The organism is Micromonospora zamorensis (assembly GCF_900090275.1).
Taxonomy (GTDB): domain Bacteria; phylum Actinomycetota; class Actinomycetes; order Mycobacteriales; family Micromonosporaceae; genus Micromonospora; species Micromonospora zamorensis.
This window is the reverse complement of the sequence record NZ_LT607755.1, coordinates 4,185,781-4,203,066: the sequence shown is the minus strand read 5'-3', so window position 1 is coordinate 4,203,066 and position 17,286 is coordinate 4,185,781. Positions and strand designations below refer to the sequence as shown.

Annotated in this window: 13 protein-coding genes; 4 read left to right on the top strand and 9 right to left on the bottom strand. The window is 71.2% G+C overall.

What is annotated here, in order from left to right; translation table 11 throughout:
* Positions 1 to 32 precede the first annotated feature (32 nt).
* The 3 genes from GA0070619_RS18370 to GA0070619_RS18355 form a co-directional block, all read right to left on the bottom strand.
* The gene (locus tag GA0070619_RS18370) at positions 33 to 1,679 is read right to left on the bottom strand and encodes a hypothetical protein (protein WP_088949196.1); all 1,647 of its coding nucleotides are present in this window, start codon (positions 1,677 to 1,679) and stop codon (positions 33 to 35) included.
* A 302-nt stretch (positions 1,680 to 1,981) separates the two neighbouring features.
* Positions 1,982 to 3,859 (bottom strand): right-handed parallel beta-helix repeat-containing protein, encoded by a 1,878-nt coding sequence (locus GA0070619_RS32495; protein ID WP_157744048.1) that lies wholly within the window; start codon positions 3,857 to 3,859, stop codon positions 1,982 to 1,984.
* Positions 3,860 to 4,402: 543 nt separating this feature from the next.
* Positions 4,403 to 5,884 (bottom strand): aminopeptidase P family protein, encoded by a 1,482-nt coding sequence (locus GA0070619_RS18355; RefSeq protein ID WP_088949194.1) that lies wholly within the window; start codon positions 5,882 to 5,884, stop codon positions 4,403 to 4,405.
* Positions 5,885 to 6,012: 128 nt separating this feature from the next.
* Here GA0070619_RS18355 and asnB point away from each other — a divergent pair, with 128 nt between their 5' ends.
* Positions 6,013 to 7,974, top strand: a complete 1,962-nt coding sequence (asnB, locus tag GA0070619_RS18350) for an asparagine synthase (glutamine-hydrolyzing) (protein WP_088951893.1) — start codon at positions 6,013 to 6,015, stop codon at positions 7,972 to 7,974.
* 98 nt (positions 7,975 to 8,072) lie between these two features.
* Here asnB and GA0070619_RS18345 read toward each other — a convergent pair whose 3' ends face one another.
* Positions 8,073 to 9,167, bottom strand: a complete 1,095-nt coding sequence (locus GA0070619_RS18345) for a lytic polysaccharide monooxygenase (protein ID WP_088949193.1) — start codon at positions 9,165 to 9,167, stop codon at positions 8,073 to 8,075.
* Positions 9,168 to 9,521: 354 nt separating this feature from the next.
* On the opposite strand from GA0070619_RS18345, the gene GA0070619_RS18340 reads away from it, so the two are divergent.
* Both GA0070619_RS18340 and GA0070619_RS18335 read left to right on the top strand, forming a co-directional pair.
* Positions 9,522 to 10,712, top strand: coding sequence for an XdhC family protein (locus GA0070619_RS18340; protein ID WP_088949192.1), 1,191 nt, complete (start codon positions 9,522 to 9,524; stop codon positions 10,710 to 10,712).
* Positions 10,713 to 10,825: 113 nt separating this feature from the next.
* The gene (locus GA0070619_RS18335; protein WP_088951892.1) at positions 10,826 to 11,782 is read left to right on the top strand and encodes a PfkB family carbohydrate kinase; all 957 of its coding nucleotides are present in this window, start codon (positions 10,826 to 10,828) and stop codon (positions 11,780 to 11,782) included.
* A gap of 1 nt (position 11,783) precedes the next feature.
* Here the strand turns inward: GA0070619_RS18335 and GA0070619_RS18330 are convergent, their stop codons facing one another.
* On the bottom strand, positions 11,784 to 12,614 hold the full coding sequence (locus GA0070619_RS18330) for an MBL fold metallo-hydrolase (protein WP_088949191.1): 831 nt from the start codon (positions 12,612 to 12,614) through the stop codon (positions 11,784 to 11,786).
* Positions 12,611 to 13,015: a thioesterase family protein gene (locus tag GA0070619_RS18325; protein ID WP_088949190.1), complete on the bottom strand. Its 405-nt coding sequence runs from the start codon at positions 13,013 to 13,015 to the stop codon at positions 12,611 to 12,613. Before GA0070619_RS18325 ends, GA0070619_RS18330 begins: the two co-directional genes overlap by 4 nt.
* 161 nt (positions 13,016 to 13,176) lie before the next feature.
* Between GA0070619_RS18325 and GA0070619_RS18320 the strand changes: the two genes are divergently transcribed.
* The gene (locus GA0070619_RS18320; protein ID WP_231927095.1) at positions 13,177 to 14,256 is read left to right on the top strand and encodes a phosphatase PAP2 family protein; all 1,080 of its coding nucleotides are present in this window, start codon (positions 13,177 to 13,179) and stop codon (positions 14,254 to 14,256) included.
* Between the two features lie 142 nt (positions 14,257 to 14,398).
* On the opposite strand, the gene GA0070619_RS18315 is transcribed toward GA0070619_RS18320, so the two are convergent.
* The 3 genes from GA0070619_RS18315 to GA0070619_RS18305 all read right to left on the bottom strand — a co-directional run bounded on the left by GA0070619_RS18315 (position 14,399) and on the right by GA0070619_RS18305 (position 17,053).
* Complete coding sequence (locus GA0070619_RS18315; protein WP_414855607.1) at positions 14,399 to 15,880, bottom strand: PH domain-containing protein; 1,482 nt, start codon at positions 15,878 to 15,880, stop codon at positions 14,399 to 14,401.
* Positions 15,881 to 16,043: 163 nt separating this feature from the next.
* Positions 16,044 to 16,598: a PH domain-containing protein gene (locus GA0070619_RS18310; protein WP_370453096.1), complete on the bottom strand. Its 555-nt coding sequence runs from the start codon at positions 16,596 to 16,598 to the stop codon at positions 16,044 to 16,046.
* Positions 16,599 to 16,822: 224 nt separating this feature from the next.
* Entirely contained in the window at positions 16,823 to 17,053 is a 231-nt protein-coding gene (locus GA0070619_RS18305) for a hypothetical protein (protein ID WP_088949188.1), read from the bottom strand.
* Between the last annotated feature and the right edge of the window lie 233 nt (positions 17,054 to 17,286).

Genomic DNA, 17,286 nt, shown 5'->3' with positions numbered 1-17,286 from the left:
CCTGCTGCTGTGCCATCGTCACCCAAGGGTGATCAGGCGAAGCAGTTCTCGATGGTGCCGCCCGGGATGGCCAGGCAGTTGGTCGGACGGTTGGCGGTGATGGCGGACTTCTCGTCCACGTTCACCTCTCCGAAGAAGCTGAAGACACCGCCCGGCTCGAAGGTGGAGAAGTTGTGGGCGACCGTCGTCTTCGACAGGTTGACCTCGCCGAAGATGTTGAAGATGCCGCCGCCGACCCCGATCGGGCCCACGGCCCGGTTGCCGACAACCTCGCTGTCGCGCAGCGTGGTCACGCTGCCGACGTTGAAGAGCCCGCCGCCGAAGAACCCGGCGGTGTTGTCCTTGATGCTGCTCTTCTCGAACGTGACCGCGCTGTCGAAGACGATGGCCACACCGCCACCGACACCAGCGGTGCTGTTCTTCTCGATCGCGACGTGGTGCAGGTTCAGCTGGCTGTCTGCCGCAACGAGACCGCCACCGGCGAGGACTGCGGTGTTCGAGACGAACTTGGTCTCGTACGCCGTGGTGTTGCCCTCGATGTCGAGGAGGCCACCGCCGAAGCCGAGCGTCTCGTTGTCGCTGATCTCACCCTTCTTGATCTCGACGGTCCCGCCGTTGACGTCGTCGGTGAAGATCCGCGCGGCGCCGTTCGAGATACCGCCACCACCGATGACGGCGGTGTTGTCCTTGATCTTCGACTCCTCGACCTTGAGCAGGCCGGCGTTGAAGACACCACCACCGAAGAAGAAGGCGGTGTTACGGGCGACGGTGCTGTGCCAGATCTTCGTGGTGCCGAAGTTGGCCACGCCACCGCCGTTGCCGCCCGACTGGTTGAGGACGACCTCGGACTCCAGGATCTCGGCGGTGCCACCCGGCTGGACCAGGATGCCGGCGCCGTCGTTCTCCTCCGGCTGCTGGACGAGCGGCGTCACGACGCCCGCCTGAGCCTTCGGGGTGACCTTCGGCGCGGCCTTCAGGCCCGCCTTCGGGTTGGCCTGCCGCGCGGTGAGCGCCTGGGCCAGCGGGGTGCCGGCCTTCACCTGGGCGGCGAGCGCCTCGGAGTCCGAGTAGGCCGCCCAGACCGCAGCCGCCTCGACGCCGTTCTCCAGTTCGAGGGTCTGGCCACCCTTGATGGTCAGGCCCTTGACGGTGAGGTGACCACCAGCGCCGACGTTCAGGATGCGGAAGTAGTCCGCGGTGGCTTCCCGGGAGATCGTCGTGTGCTCACCCTTGAGCGTGATGTGCTCGGTGATCACCGGAAGGCCGTTGCCCTCGTAGTCGTTGCGGGTCAGGTTGTAGGTGCAGCCCTTGGCCAGCTCCAGCACACCGCCGTTCTTGCTGTTGGCGAACACGATCGCCTGGATCAGCTTGTCGGTGTCGCAGGGCACCTCCCTCCCGCGCTCGTGGTCCTTGTCCTTGTCCTTGTCCTTGTCCTTGTTCCGGTCCTCGCCCTTGTCCTTGTCCCAGTCGCGTCCCTCGTCACCCCGCTGGTCGCCGTCCTTGCTGACCTGCGCGGTGTTCCAGTTCAGGCCGACGGCTCCGGCGCTGCCCGCGACGCCAACCGCCGCGAGACTGATCACGCCCGTCAAACCGGCTACGCCACTGGCGAGCCAGAGCTTGCGGCGGCGCTTGGCCGTCGCCCGCCCGGAGGCTTCGTTGTTCGTTAGGTAGTTGGACATCGGAGCTCTCTGCCCTCTCCTCGTACCAGACAGGGTCGCCGCCGTCAGACGGGCGTCCCCTGCTACAAATCGGTTGTAGCTCCCAAAACCACCGTATGAGAAGGTTCCTCGCCTCGCGGGCTTATCCGAAAGAAGCCCACATTCGGTTCATGTTGCCCCCGGAAAGGCCGGGACACCCCGCCGCGCCCACTGCCGCCCAGCACGGCCGTAGACCCCTCTTGACCTGCCAAACAGGTACGCCCCTCCGAGCCGGTGACGGCGCGGAGAGGCGTACCTCTTCTATGTGGTTCAGCCCCACCCGATCAGGCGAAGCAGTCCGCAACGTTGAAGCAGTTGTTCGGACGGTTGGCCGTGACCGCGGACTCGTCGTCCAGCGTCACGGTGCCGCCGATGCTGTTGAAGATGCCCCCCGGCGGAAGGGTGGAGAAGTTGTGCGCCACCTTCGTGCGGTGGAGCGTGACCTGGCTCCCCTCGCCGTTGACGATGCCGCCGCCACGGCCGAACGGACCGACGGCCCGGTTGCCCACCACCTCGCTGTCGCGCAGCGTGGTGACGCTGTCGTCGTTGAAGAGGCCGCCGCCGGAGAAGCCCGCAGTGTTGTCCTTGATCCTGCTGTTCTCGACTGTCGCGACGCTGTCGGAGGTCACCGCCAGGCCGCCACCGTCGCGAGCGGCGGTGTTCTTGGCCACCGTGGCGTCCTTGAGGGTGAGCTGGCTGTCCGCCACCGCGACGCCACCACCGTCGAGCACTGCGGTGTTGTCACTGACCGTCGTCTGGTGCAGCGTCGTGGTGCCCCCGACATCCAGCACGCCGCCGCCGAAGCCGAGCGTCTCGTTGTCGGTGATCTCGCTCTTGTAGACCCAGACCGAGCCACCGTCGACGCTGTCGGTGAAGATCCCGGCCGCGCCGTTGGCGATACCGCCGCCGCCGATGATCCCGGTGTTGTCGTTGACCTTCGACTCGTCGACCTGGAGCACCCCGACGTTGAAGATGCCGCCGCCGAAGAAGAAGGCGGTGTTGTGCGCCACTGTCGTCTTGCTGAGCCTGGTGCTGCCGAAGTTGGCCAGGCCGCCGCCGTTGCCGCCGGACTGGTTGTAGAGCAACTCGCTGTCCAGGATCTCCGCGCGGCCACCGGGCTGCACCAGCACCCCGGCTCCGTCGGTGAACCCGGGCTGCTCGACCAGCGGCACCGCGGTTCCGGCCCCCGCCGGCTTTGCCTCCGCGGCGATCGGCTTGGCGGCTGCCGCCTTCGCCGTCGCTTTCGCTGCGGGCTTGGCTGTGGGCTTCGCTGCCGCCTTGGCCGCCGCGGGCTTCGCTGCCGCCTTGGCCGCCGAGGGCTTCGCCGCCGCTTTGGCCGCCGAGGGCTTCGCTGCCGTTGTCGCCGCAGGCTTGGCCGCCGTTGTCGCTGCCGGCTTCGCCGCCTTTGTTGCTGCCGGCTTCGCCGCCTTTGTTGCTGCCGGCTTCGCCGCCGGGTCGGCCACGGTGGACCGGTCCAGGGTCGAGTACGGCGCCCAGACCGTCGCGGGGTCGGCGGCCATCGAGGACTGAAGGGTCTGACCACCCCTGATGCTCAGACCCTTGAGGGTGAGGTTCCCCCCGGGGCCGACGTTGAGGATCCGGAAGTAGTCGGCGGTGGCCTCACGGCCGATGGTCGTGTGCTCGCCCTTCAGGGTGATGGGCTGGGTGATCACCGGCAGGCCGTTGCCGTCCTGGTTGCGGGTCAGGGTGTAGGTGCAGCCCTTGGCCAACTCCAGTACGCCGCCATCTTCGTTGTTCGCGAACGTGATGGCCTGGATCAGCTTGTCCGTGTCGCACGGGACCTGCTTGGTGCGGTCCTTCTCGTCGCGCTTGTCGTCCTGGCGCTTGTCGTCTTTGCCGGACCGGTCGTCGAAGCCGCTCCAGTCGTCGCCGCTCCACTCGTCGTCCCGAGCGTCGGCTTCCTTGGCGCCGCCTTCGTCCGCGCCACCAGCGTCACTGACGTTCTGCCGGTTGGTCGACGGCTGCGCGTCGGAGACCTGGTCGGATTTGGGCTTGTCATCCCTGGCGGCCACGCCGCCGAGGGCCGCCAGACCGACCACACCGGTCAGCCCGGCCACGCCGGCGACCCACAGCGCCCGCCGTCGTCGTGTCGGCGGAGCTGTCGAGGCCCCGCCGTCGGTACTCGTTACGTCGTTGGACATCAGAGCCTTCCGCCCTTTCCTGCTACCAGACGGGGTCGCACCGCCTGAGGCGCCACGACCAGCTACAAATCGGTTGCAGCCTCTGATCCCCACCGTATGAGAACCATCTTCGCGATGCGGACGTATCCGAGATAACCCCGCATTCGGCGCAGGTCGGATGACGGCGGGCAAGCGGTCCGGGTTGGTGAAAAGGGTGTGAGCAGCGCAAACGCCGACTCGGGCGGGTGAACGTCACCACCGTCGCGGGAACGGACGTTGCTCACTTGACCTGCGTGCCGCCCGCCGTCCGTGCGGCAGGCGCGCCGAGGGGTTGATCCACTCGGGTTCACGGAAGACGCGGTGTCCGCGCGCCCTGGACAGCCCGGTTTCCGTGAAGGCGAGTGGATCACGAGAGGTGAGTCTGGGTCGGGCGGCGCCGGGACCGGCGCTCGGCCCGGGCCGGAGGGCCTGGTCGACAACGGCACACCGGCGCCGCCGGGCCGTTGGTCGGCTGGCGGCGACGCCGGTGCGTGAGGGCTGGTGCGGTGAGGGCTGGTGCGGCGGTCAGCCGGGCAGGCGGGGGCCCGCCTCGCGCTGCTCGGCCAGCCAGGTCTCCACCTCGTCGGAGGTGCGCGGCAGCCCGGCGGAGAGGTTCACCGCGCCGGTCGCCGTGACCAGAACGTCGTCCTCGATCCGGACGCCCACGCCGCGCAGCTCGGCGGGGACCAGCTCGTCCTCCGGCTGGAAGTACAGCCCCGGCTCGACGGTGAGGACGTAGCCCTCGCCGAGCGCGCCGTCGCGGTACGTCTCCTTGCGGGCGTTCGAGCAGTCGTGCACGTCGATGCCGAGCATGTGGCCGAAGCCGTGCAGCGTCCACCGCCGGTAGACCGTCGACTTCTCGTCCATCGCCTCGTCCACGCTCACCGGCAGCAGACCCAGCTCGGACAGGCCCTCGGCGAGCACCCGCATGCAGGTCAGGTGGACGTCTTTGAACTTCACCCCGGGGCGGATGGCCTCGATGCCGGCCTGCTGCGAGGCGTACACGATGTCGTAGACCTGGCGTTGCAGGGCGGTGAACCGCCCGCTCACCGGCAGCACCCGGGTCACGTCGGCGGTGTAGAGGTTTCGGCCCTCGACACCCATGTCCATCAGCAGCAGGTCACCCGGCCGGGTGACGCCGTGGTTGTGCACCCAGTGCAGGATCGTGGCGTGCTCGCCGGCGCCGACGATCGAGCTGTACCCGACGTCGTTGCCGTCGTGCCGGGCCCTCAGCGCGAAGACACCCTCCAGGAGGCGCTCGGAGACCGCGCGGTCCGCCGGGAGGATCCGGGCGACGTCCTCGAAGCCGCGTACGGTGGCGTCGATAGCGTCCTGGAGTTGGCTGATCTCCCACTCGTCCTTGACCAGCTTCATCTCCGAGATGGCGATCGCCAGCTCCCGGTCGCGGGCCGGCTGCCCCTGGCCGCGCGGGCCGTCGTAGGCGCGGACGGCCGCGTCCACCTGGGCGTCGAAGCCGCGCAACACCCGGGTACGCCCCGGCGCCAGGTCGGCGAGAGTCGCCTCCAGGCCGGTCAGGTCGGCGGTGGGCAGGCCCAGCTCGGTCGACTTCTCGCTGAGCGTGTGCCGCCGGCCCACCCACAGCTCGCCGTTGCGGCTGCGGAAGAACTCGTCGGTCTCCCGGGACGACCGGGGTCGCATGTACAGCGTCGCGTCGTGCCCTGAGCCGTTCGGGCGCAGCACCAGCACGCTGTCGGCGTCGTGGTCGCCGGTCAGGTAGGCGAAGTCACTGCCCGGCCGGAACGGGTGGTCGGTGTCGTTGGCCCGGACCTTCTCGGTGCCGGTGGGGATGACCAGTGTCTCGCCGGGGAAGGCCGCGGAGAGCGCGGCACGCCTCTTGGCGTAGTTGGGCGTCTCCGGCCGGGGCGCCACGGGGAGCGCGGTGTCGCTCCAGCCCTGCCGCATGAAGGACAGGAAGGCCTCCGGGAAGTCCGGATCGTGCGATTCCGTGCCGTCCGTCGGCGTACCGTCGGTTTGTCCCTCGGTCATTGCGCCGCTCCCTCCGCTTCGTTGCTGATCCCGACGGTACCGCGCGCCCGGTTCGTGGCGACGCCCCCGGCGGGCGGATCGACGGACGGCTGCGACGGGCCGACAGCGCGCGTGGAAAGATGACCACCATGTGCGGACTTCTGGCCTTCTTCAGCGCGAACGGTAACGCCGCCGCGCATCGCGACCACATCGCCGGAGCGTTGGAATGCCTGCACCACCGCGGCCCCGACGAGACCGGGGTCGAGGTGGTCGGCGACGCTTCCGGCCGGTACGCGGACGGCGTGTTCGCCCACAAGCGGCTGGCCATCATCGACGTCGCGTCGAGCCACGAGCCGCTGCCCTACGCGAACGGCCGTTACCTGCTCACCTTCAACGGTGAGATCTACAACTACATCGAGCTGCGCGAGGAGTTGATCAGGAACTTCGGCGCGCAGTTCGCCACCGCCGGCGACGGCGAGGTGATCGTGGCGGGCTACCACTTCTGGGGCGAGCAGGTGCTCACCCGGCTGCGGGGGATGTTCGCCTTCGTCATCTGGGACCGGCAGGAGCGGCGCGCGTTCGGTGCCCGCGACTACTTCGGCATCAAGCCCATGCACTACCTGGAGACCGCCGACGGCCTCTACCTGGCGTCGGAGAAGAAGGCGCTGCTGCCGTTCGCGCACAGCAACTACCAGGGCGACGCGGGCGTCGACACGGCCAACCTGAGCCACTACCTGACGCTGCAGTACGTCCCGGAGCCCGGCACCCTGCACAAGGGCATCAGCCGGATCGGCTCGGGAGAATACCTGAACTGGACGCCGGGTGGGCGCATCGACGTGCGTAGGTGGTACAGGCCGGTGTTCCGGCCGGCGCCGGTCGACGACGAGCAGAAGCTCTACCACGAGATCCGGGAGACGCTGCGGGAGAGCGTGCGCATGCACATGCGCTCCGACGTGCCGGTCGGCTCGTTCCTGTCCAGTGGCATCGACTCGACAGCGGTGGTGGCGCTGGCCCGGGAGTTCAACCCGAACATCCTCACGTTCACCGTCGGCTACGACGTACCGGGGTATTCGGAGATCGACGTCGCCCAGGAGTCGGCGCGGCACCTGGACGTCACCACCATCCCCACCAAGATCGGTCCGCAGGACATGATCGACGCGCTGCCGAAGATCGTCTGGCACCTGGACGACCCGGTGGCCGACCCGGCGCTGGTGCCGCTCTACTTCGTGGCCAAGAAGGCCGCCGAGCACGTCACTGTGGTGCTCTCCGGTGAGGGCGCCGACGAGTTCTTCGGCGGCTACACGATCTACCGCGAGCCGCTGTCGCTGGGGACCGTCAACGGCCTGCCCGGCGGGGTGCAGAAGGGCCTGCGCGCGGTCTCCAAGGCGATCCCGCAGGGCGTCAAGGGCAAGAGCTTCCTGGAGCGTGGCACCACCCCGATCGAGGAGCGCTACTACGGCAACGCCCGGATGTTCACCGAGGAGGAGAAGCAGCACCTGATGCGCCGCTACGACCCCTCGGTGCGCTACACCGACGTCACCGCCCCGATCTACGCCGAGTGCACCGAGCTGGACGACGTCACCAAGATGCAGTACGTCGACCTCTACACCTGGCTGCGCGGCGACATCCTGGTCAAGGCCGACCGGATCTCGATGTCGCACTCGCTGGAGGTGCGGGTGCCGTTCCTCGACCGCGAGGTGTTCGACGTCGCGGCGAAGATCCCGGTGGACCTGAAGCTGCCGCCGCGTTCCGACGCGACGAAGTACGCGATGCGCCAGGCGTTGCAGGGTGTCGTGCCGCCGGCCATCGTCAACCGCAAGAAGCTGGGCTTCCCGACCCCGACCCGGGTCTGGCTGCGCGGCGAGATGTACGAGTGGGCCCGGCACGTGCTGAGCACCTCGGGCGCGGGCGACCTGCTCGACCTGTCGTACGCGCTGCGGCTGCTCGACGAGCACAAGCGGGAGGAGGCCGACCACTCCCGCAAGGTGTGGACGGTGCTGATCTTCTGCATCTGGCACGCGATCTTCGTGGCGAAGACCCTCGACCCGGGCATCCAGCGAAACCAGTCCGCCCTGCTCACGAAGCCGGTGGTGGGCTCCATGGTCCGCTGACCCTGGCCCGACCCTGTTGATCAAGAGGTTTGCGTCATCCGGAGCGGTTCCGGTGACGCAAACCTCTTGATCATTTCAGGGGGTGGTGGTGGTAGTGGTTAGCGGCGGGCGCAGGTGACTGTGGGGAGGCCGTTCGTTCCTGTGGTGCTGCCCAGGAAGCCGAACGTCGTGGTGCCTTCCGGTGCGACAGTGCCGTTGTAGGCCACATTTGTCGCCGTCACCGACGAGCCGGACGACGTTTGTGTCGCGCCCCAGATCTGACTGATCGACTGCCCGTTGGGCCAGGTCCAGCTCGCGGTCCAGCCGTTGAACGGCGTGCTGCCGTGGTTCATGATCGTGACTTCACCCTGGAAGCCACCCTGCCAGGCGCTGCTCACCTTGTAGACGGCCATGCAGTCGCCACCCGCCGGCGGCGGGGTGGTCGTCGGCGGCGGGTCGGTCGGCCCGGGCGTCGGGGTGGTCGGCGTCGGGGTCGGCGTCGAGCCGCCGTCCTTCACGCCGGTCACCTGGCCGTTGCCGCCGTCGAAGACGACGTCGGAGCAGCCGAAGAAGTTCTCCTGCGAGTCCGAGCGGACCCAGCGGGAGTAGATGATGTGCTGGCCGCTCTTGCCCGACGGCAGGTTGCCGCTGAAGTAGTAGTGCCCCTCGTTGGTGCCGACCGACCCGCGCTGCGGCGGGTTGGTCACCGTGAGGAACGGCTCCTCCAGGTCACTCCAGGCCAGGGCCCGGGTCGGGCTCCAGCTGTTCTTGGTCACGTAGAAGTAGAACGTGCCCGGGTGGTGTGCCCAGTTGCTGTAGCGGAAGTCCAGCCGTGCCCCGGCGGTCAGGTGGGTCAGCGGCCAGTCGGTGCGGGCCAGGTCGAAGCCGCGGTAACCGGAGTTGCCGCCGCTGCAGAGCTGCCCGTCCGGGATGAAGCCGGTGGTCCGGCCACCGGCGTCGGAGCGCAGCACGCTGAACCAGTTGTAGAGCGAGTTCGCCCCGCTCTGCGCCACGGCAGCGGAACACGCGGGGTTGGTCGGCGTGATCTGACCGGTCGAACTGAGGCCGTCCTGCCAGCACAGGTAGGTCCGGCTGCCCGGGGTCATCGCCGTGCCGTGCGCGGCAGCCGGTTGTGGACTGGACGCCAGGGCGACGGCGCCCAGCGCGAGGGTCAGGGCCGCGGTGAGCAGTGCGGCCGTACGGGAACGGTTCACGGGTTCTCCTGACTCGCGAGGCGCGCAGCCCAGGCCGCCCCGCCGAAATCGGGTGGGATGTGGCGTGATCGCACCGCCGTCGTGCGCGGTGCGACGGTCACGGCGACCTGCCCCGGCGGGAATCGGCCGGTGGACGTGCGCCGTCGACGGTCCTGTCCTGGACCGTTGCCCTCGCGTCTGACGAACCCGGCAACCGGTGGTGCCGCAGCCCTCGCACCGCCCGGTACGCGTCATCCCATCACGCCCCGCCGCCACAATGCAATAGTCGTTCCTCGATGCATCAAAAGACCCGTCGGCGGTCGGTGCACGCCATATCCTGCGTACGGAAACGACGCGACGGAGAGGCGGCAGCGGGTGCCGGACGTGTTCGACGAGGCACACCGCCGTTGCCACGCCGGCGAGCCGGTCGCCCTGGCCACCGTCGTGGCCACCTGGCACTCCGCGCCGCAGCCGCCCGGCGCGACCATGCTGGTCGCGGCCGACGGCACTGTCACCGGCAGCGTGTCCGGCGGCTGCGTCGAGGCGGATCTCTACGAACGGGCCCGCCGGGTGCTCGCCACCGGAGCACCCGAGCTGATCCGGTACGGAATCAGCGACGACGACGCGTACGCGGTCGGCCTGACCTGCGGCGGTGTCCTCGACGTGTTCGTGGAGCGCGTCGACCCCGGTGCCCTGCCCGGGCTGGACGCGGTCGCCGCCGCCCGCCGGGCCGCCCAACCGGCGGCGGTGGTCACTTGCGTGGCGGCCGATGCCGGCGGCGCACCAAACGATGCCGAGAACCCACTGGGCGGCAACTCACCGGGCACGCCGCCGACCGATCCGGCCCGGCGACTTGGCCGGCGGCTGGTGCTGACCGGCGGCCAGCACTCGATCGGTTCGCTCGGCGACGATCGGCTCGACGACGCCGCCAGCGCCGACGCCCTCGGACTGCTCGCCGCCGGGCACAGCGGGATGCTCCGGTACGGATACTCCGGGCAGCGCCGGGGCTCCGGCGTCAGCCTCTTCGTGACCGCGTACGCCACCCCGCCCCGGATGATCGTCTTCGGGGCCATCGACTTCGCCGCCGCCGTCGCCCGGATCGGCGCGTTCCTCGGCTACCGGGTCACCGTCTGCGACGCCCGGCCGGTCTTCACCACCGTGCGACGCTTCCCCGAGGCGGACGAGGTGGTGGTGCAGTGGCCGCACCGCTACCTGCGTACCGAGGTGGACGCCGGTCGGGTCGACGAGCGGACGGTGGTGTGCGTGCTCACCCACGACCCGAGGTTCGACGTGCCGCTGCTGGAGTTGGCGCTGCGCCACCCGCTGGCGTACGTCGGCGCGATGGGCTCGCGCCGCACCCACGACGACAGGCTCAAGCTGCTGGGCGAGGCAGGGCTCACCGATGCGCAGCTCGCCCGGCTCGCCTCGCCGATCGGGTTGGACCTCGGTGGTCGTACACCCGAGGAGACCGCGGTGAGTGTGGCCGCGCAGATCGTCGCGGCCCGGTGGGGCGGCACCGGCCGCCCACTGGCGGCGCTCGACGGGCCGATCCACCGGCCGGGGTAGCCGTTGCGTCGCCTTCGCCGCCCGCCGGGTGGCCCGCTGTGCCAGCCTGATGCCACGGCGGTCGGCCCGGCGGACGACGCCCGGTGGCGATTGGCGACGACGAGAGGATCGGCATGGGATACGCGGTGGTGCTCGGCGAGGCGCTCGTCGACCTGCTCGACAGCGAGCGTGACGGGGAGCGCGTCTACCGGCAGGCGATCGGCGGTGGTCCGCTCAACGTCGCAGTGGGCGTGGCCCGTCTCGGCGGCGCGGCGCAGTTCGTCGGCTCGCTCGGCGACGACGTGCTGGGCGGTCGGATTCGCGCCTTCCTGAGCGCTGTCGACGTCGGGGTGGCCGGCGCGGTCACGGTGGCGGCGCCGACCACTCTCGCGGTGGTCACGTACGCCGGACCGGAACCCGACTTCCGCTTCTACGGCGAGCCGGTCTCCTACGGTCTACTCGGCCCCGACGACCTGGATCTCGCGCAGTTGGAGGGCGCGGACGTGCTCTACTGCGGCTCCGTCGTGCTGCTGCAACAACGCACGCTCGCCGCCGCCCGACACGCCTGGTCGCTCGCCACCGGTCTGCGGGTCTTCGACCCGAACGTGCGTCCCCGGCTGTTGGACGGGCCGGCCGCGCTGGAAGGGTTGCGCGAGGTGGTGGCCGAGTTCGCTGCCGGCGCGCACCTGGTCAAGTTGAGCGCCGCCGACGCCGGGCTGCTCTACCCGGGTGAACCGGTCGAGGGGGTGGCGGCGTACCTGCGTGAGTTGGGCGCCGCCACGGTGGTGGTGACCCTCGGCGCGGCCGGTGCGGTGCTGGCCGCCGCCGACGCCGACCCGGTGAGGGTGCCGGCCCCCAAGGTCGACGCGATCGACGCCACCGGTGCCGGTGACTCGGTCATGGCCGCGCTGATCGCCGACCTGCTCGTCGGCGGCGAACCGGACTCCCCGGCAGGCTGGGTCGAGCGGGTCGCGTTCGCGCTGCGGGTGGCGGGCCTGGTCTGCGAATCACCCGGTGGCGCCACCGCCATGCCCACCCGCGCCGACGTCGAACGCCGCTTCCCGAGCCAGGCCTCGCCGTCGATTTTTTGAGCTAGGCCTCGCCGTCGAGCTCGCGGTAGCCGCGCCGGGCGGCGATCAGGGCGGCGCGCGCACCGAAGGGAGCCTCGGCGGCCACCCGTTCCGGAGGTGCGCTGCCGGTGTGCGCGGCCCGGATCAGCCAGGCCAGCTTCGCCAGCTCGGCGTGCTGGGCGCGGACGAAATCGACGTCCACCGGGTCGCCGTGGCCCGGCACCACCACCGTGCGCGCGGTCGTCAGCCGCAGCAGGTCCGCGACCGCGTCCGGCCACCGCAGAGGGTACGAGTCCTCGAAGGCGGGCGGGCCACTCTGCTCCACCAGGTCCCCGGCGATCAACACGTCGGCGTCCGGCACGTGCACCACCAGGTCGGCCTCGGTGTGCCCCCGCCCCGGGTGCCGCAGCAGCACCCGCCGGCCACCCAGGTCGAGTGCCGTCTCCGTCTGCACGGTGTGCGTCGGGGCGAGCAGCGGGGTGTCGGCCAGCTCGGCGGCGAGCGCCGGGTGCTCGGTGCGCACCTCTTCGTACGCCTCCCGGCGCAGCCGCTCCGGGTCCTGGCGCAGGGCCGCGGCGGCCAGCTCGTGCGCGTACACCGGACGGGGTGGGTCGCCGGCCAGGACGGCGTTGCCGAAGCAGTGGTCGTAGTGGTGGTGGGTGTTGACCAGCGTCAACGGGCGGTCGGTGACCGCCCGGACGGCGGCGGCGAGGTCGGTGGCCTGGGCGGCCGACGAGAGAGTGTCCACCAGGAGGGCCTCGTCATCGCCCACGACCAGGGTGACGTTGACCCGCAGCAGCGGCTCGGCCAGCACGTGCACCCGGTCGGCGACCTCGACGAAACCGGCGTTCACGACGCACGCCCGGCGCGCTCGACGAAACGTTGCCGGTCCACCATGATCCGGTCCACCCGGCCCCGGGCCACCGTCTGGTCGCCGTCGCTGACCGTGACCTCGAACGACAGCCGGCGACCGTCGACGGTCGCCAACAGCGCCTGCGCCCGGACCGTCCGACCGACCACGGTCGGCGCCAGGTGCTCCAGCTCGACCCGGGTGCCCACTGTCGTCGACCCGGGCGGCATCTCGACAGCTGTCGCCGCGACGGTGGCCGCCTCGGCCAGCGCGAGCACCCGGGGAGTGCCCAGCACCGGTACGTCCCCGGAACCGACCGCCTGGGCGGTGTCCGCGTCGGTGACGGTCAACTCGACCTGGGCGGTCAGACCCGGCGCGAAGGCCGGCTCGGGCTGCTCCTGCATGGTCGTCAGCCTAGGTGCTCGCCGAGCCCGCCGAGCACCCGCCCGGGGATCCCGCCGGGCCCCTGCCCGGGCATCCGGCGTCGACCGCCGCCCACCTGTGCACGGCTTCGCCGGGTGGTCCCCGTCGGTCGATGCCGCGACCGTCGTTAACCTTGACGACGATGGCCGTCGTGACTGACCCCCAGCCCCCCGCCCGGACCGACCCGCCCGCGTCCCCGGACGGGGGTCGTCGTCGTGTCGTCGCGATGACCGTCTGGGCGGTCACCTTCGTGGCCGCGTGGCTGGCCATCGGGCTGCCCACCGACCCCGCGTACGCCTTCGTCTGGATCTGGCTCGCGACCATCGCCTGGAACAGCGACCGGCCGTGGCGCAGTCACCTGCGCTTCGCCCGGGACTGGGTGCCGGTGGTGCTGCTGTTCGTCGTGTACAACCTGTCGCGCGGCTTCGCCGACAACGGGGCCACCCCGCACGCGATGGAGCTGATCGTCGCCGACCGGTTCATGTTCGGCTGGGCCACCGGCGGCGAGGTGCCGACCGTCTGGTTGCAGCAGCACCTGTACCACCCGCAGGTGCACTGGTGGGACGTCGCGGCGAGCTGGGTGTACTTCTCGCACTTCGTGGTGGCGTTGGCCGCCGCCGCGGTGCTCTGGCTACGCGACCGGCACCGCTGGGCCGCGTACATGCGGCGTTGGGGTTTCCTCTGCGCCGCCGGCCTGGTCACCTACTTCATCTACCCGGCCGCCCCGCCGTGGTGGGCAGCACAGAACGGGCTGCTCACCGAGGTCGCCCGGATCTCCACCCGGGGCTGGAAGGCGTTCGGCATGCACGGTGCCGGCAACGTCCTCAACGCCGGCCAGATCGCCTCCAACCCGGTCGCCGCGATGCCGTCGCTGCACACCGCGTGGGCGCTGTTCGTGGTGCTGTTCTTCCTGACCAGCACCCGCCGTCGCTGGTGGCCGCTGCTGCTCGCGTACCCGCTGGCGATGACCTTCACCCTGGTCTACTCGGGTGAGCACTACGTGATCGACGTGCTGGTCGGCTGGGCGTACGTGGGGCTGACCTTCCTGGTGGTCGGTCTGGCCGAGCGCGGCTGGGCTGCGTGGCGCATCCGCCACCCGAAGGCCGGACCCCCACCGCCCCGCACGGAACCACCAAGGCAGGCCACCGCCCCCGACGACGACGCCGAACACCCACCCACCACCCAGCGCCCCCCACGCGAACCCACAAAGACCGACCACTGACCCACCCCGGCCCGGCCCGGGGTCGGCGTACGGCCCCGCCAGCTCCCGTTGATCATGAAGTTAGCGCTCGCCCCGACGGCGTGTCGCGGCTATAACTTCATGATCAACCGAGGTGCGGCGGGGGTGGGGGTGGGTGCGGGGGTCAGGTGGGGTTGCGGGCCTGGTGGGCTCTTGTGGTCAGGTCTGCGGCCAGGGCCCAGGCTTCTGCCAGGTCGCGGTCCTGGGCGGTGGCACCGGAACCGCCCGCGGTGTCGGCGTGCACGGAGGCCAACCCGAGTCGGCGTTGGATCGGCCCCTGCACCACCCGCACGCTCTGGATGCGGGCGTACGGCACGATCACCACCTGCCGGGTGACCCGCCCGGAGCGGGTGACGAAGACCTCGTCGAAGAGCCCGGCGCCGAACGCGCGACGGCCCAGCGGGTGCAGCCACCGGGTCCGGGTCGGCGGAGGGCTCAGCGCCAGCGCGTCGAGGCGTACCCCCGGAAGCACCTCCGCGACGATCATCGTCGCGGTCGGCAGGTCACCGACCGGCAGCAGCCGGTCGGGCCGGTTGCGGTCGTCAGCCTCCGCGACGGAGTAGCCGGCCACCTCCAGGCGCAGCCGCAGCCAGCCCTTCATCCGCCAGAGCAGCGGCCAGGTGGCCCGTACGGTCTGCACCCGCGCCAGCGGCACGGTCTGCGCCCGCGTCTCCAGCAGGCCGTTGTGCACCCGCAGCGTGCCGCCGTCGCGGGCCAGCCGGAAGTTCCAGTCGTCGAGCACCCGCCGCACCGGTTGCAGCAGCACGCCGGCCATCGCGGTCAGCGTGCTCGCCACCGCGACGAACGACCACGACCCGGCGGTGAGGAACTGCACCACGACGAAGGCCACACCGAACGGGAGCAGGAACGCCTGCGGGGTGAGCAGTTGGCTGATCAGCAGGCTCTCGTTGCGTACCGCGTGCAGTGGCCGGCCCGGCGCGGCCGCCGTCGGCGCCGCCGCTCCCGGGAGCACCACGGCGCCCGCGTGCTCCGGGGCGGGTGCCTGCGCGACCCGCCCGGCCAGTGCCAGCAGCCGCTCGCGCAGCCGGGCCGCGTCGGCCACCCCGAGGTACGCCAGCGGCGCCTCGGTCTTGCCCCCGCCGACCACCTCCAGGCGCAGCTCGGCCAGACCGGTGAGCTGGGCGAGCAGCGGTCGGACCACCTCCACGGCCTGCAGTCGTTCCAACGGGATGGCCCGGGTACGACGCCAGAGCAGCCCCTCGTACACCCGTAGTTCGCGGCCGACCACGTGGTAGCCGGTGTTGTACCAGCTCACCACCGACAGCACGGTCGCGCCGAGAGCCAGCACCGCCACCATGGCGGCGAACCAGCCGAAGCCCACCCGGGACAGCGTCGACCAGGACAACCCGGCGATCACCACGACCAGTGACTTGGCACCGTGCAGGACCGGGCTGAGCGGGTGCAGTCGCTGCCTGGGCTCACCGTCGGCACCGCCGGCCGGTGCCGGCCACGGCGCGGGCGCCCCCGGCGGCATCGACCCCGGCGGTGCCGCGCCAGTAGTTGGCGCGCCAGCGGGCAGCACCGGGCCCGGTGGCGTCGGGCCGGTGGGTGGCACGGTGCTCGGCTCGGCGGGCCCGTCACTCATCGGAGCGGCCCTCGGCGCGGTCGGCGGCTGCGGGCGCGGGCGCTGACAGGGTCGCCTTTCGTTCGCGACTGCGGGGCTCGCAACCCCGGCTCACTCCTCGCGCTCACAGAGTCGCCTTTCGTTCGCGACTGCGGGGCTCGCAACCCCGGCTCACTCCTCGCGCTCACAGGCCCTCGGCCCGGTCCTCGCCGAGCGCGGTGAGCCGGTCGCGCAGCCGGGACGCCTCCGCCGGGCGCAGCCCGGGCACCCGGGCGTCGCTCGCCGCCGCGGCGGTGTGCAGTTGCACGGTGGCCAGGTCGAAGGCGCGTTCCAACGGCCCGGCGCTGACGTCGACGAACTGCATCCGCGAGTACGGGACGATGGAGAGCCGCCGGACCAGCAGCCCGTGCCGGACCAGCAGGTCGTTCTCCCGCTCGGCGTACCCCCAGGCTCGCACCGCCCGGACGATCGCGATGGCCCGCCACACGCCGAGCAGCACGACGACGGCGACGGCGAGCCCGAACAGCCAGTGGCCGCTCAACGCCCAGCCCACTCCCGTCACCGCCAGCCCGATGGCGACCACGACCCCCAGCCGGATCAGCTCCACCCAGATCAGGTCGGTGCAGATCGGCTGCCAGTTGACCGTGTCCGGCCAGGGCTCCAGCGGCCCTCGCCCCACCGGCGCACCAGTGGACAGCGGGCCGGAGGGGGCGGGTGGCAGGAGGCCGGGTGCCGGCAGGTCCGGCGCGCGCTGGTCGGCGCCGGGCTGCGGCCGGTGGTCGGGTGGTGGCAGAGCCGCCGGTGGCAGTGGGGCGGGCCAGGAGACGTCGGGCGCGGCGGGCTCCGGGCCGAGCGTGCCGGGTGCGGGGAACGCACCGGGCGGCGGCTCGACGCCGGGTTCGGGGGCCGGGGTGGGCGGCCAGGACGGGGAGGTGGGGCCGGGGGAAGCCGGTGGGTCGCCGCTCACACGTCGAGCGTAGGCGATCCGGGCACCGGAGTGACGGCACGCAGGAAGCCGCGAGCGTCCAGGAAGCCCCCGAGAGTGCTCCGGTGCTCGTCGCAGGCCAGCCAGGTCTTGCGCCGATCGGCGTCGTGCAGCCGCGGATTGTTCCACTCAAGGGCCCAGACGGCAGCGGCGCGGCAGCCCCGGGCCGAGCAGACCAGGGCCTCGTCGGCGGGGGAGGGGATGCTCATCCCGGCCAGTCTAGGGCGGCGGGAGAGAAAGTTTGATCGCCGGGCGACCACGGGGGGAGCCGCCCGGCGACGGGGTGAATCGTACACGCGGCGGGCCGGTCCGTGCACGCCCGCGACGCACGATTCGGCCGCCGGGGACGGCGCGGCAAAAATCGGCTTCTCCCCACCTCGACACTCAGCAAGGCGTGCGAGTCTTGATACCGCACGAGCCGCGACGACGACCAACGCTGTGG

What these genes read in the sequence shown, in the direction of transcription:
- GA0070619_RS18370 (WP_088949196.1), bottom strand. Translation starts at nt 1,679, where the DNA reads ATGTCCAACTACCTAACGAACAACGAAGCCTCCGGGCGGGCGACGGCC.
- GA0070619_RS32495 (WP_157744048.1), bottom strand. Translation starts at nt 3,859, where the DNA reads ATGTCCAACGACGTAACGAGTACCGACGGCGGGGCCTCGACAGCTCCG.
- GA0070619_RS18355 (WP_088949194.1), bottom strand. Translation starts at nt 5,884, where the DNA reads ATGACCGAGGGACAAACCGACGGTACGCCGACGGACGGCACGGAATCG.
- asnB (WP_088951893.1), top strand. Translation starts at nt 6,013, where the DNA reads ATGTGCGGACTTCTGGCCTTCTTCAGCGCGAACGGTAACGCCGCCGCG.
- GA0070619_RS18335 (WP_088951892.1), top strand. Translation starts at nt 10,826, where the DNA reads ATGGGATACGCGGTGGTGCTCGGCGAGGCGCTCGTCGACCTGCTCGAC.
- GA0070619_RS18325 (WP_088949190.1), bottom strand. Translation starts at nt 13,015, where the DNA reads ATGCAGGAGCAGCCCGAGCCGGCCTTCGCGCCGGGTCTGACCGCCCAG.
- GA0070619_RS18320 (WP_231927095.1), top strand. Translation starts at nt 13,177, where the DNA reads ATGGCCGTCGTGACTGACCCCCAGCCCCCCGCCCGGACCGACCCGCCC.
- GA0070619_RS18315 (WP_414855607.1), bottom strand. Translation starts at nt 15,880, where the DNA reads ATGAGTGACGGGCCCGCCGAGCCGAGCACCGTGCCACCCACCGGCCCG.
- GA0070619_RS18305 (WP_088949188.1), bottom strand. Translation starts at nt 17,053, where the DNA reads ATGAGCATCCCCTCCCCCGCCGACGAGGCCCTGGTCTGCTCGGCCCGG.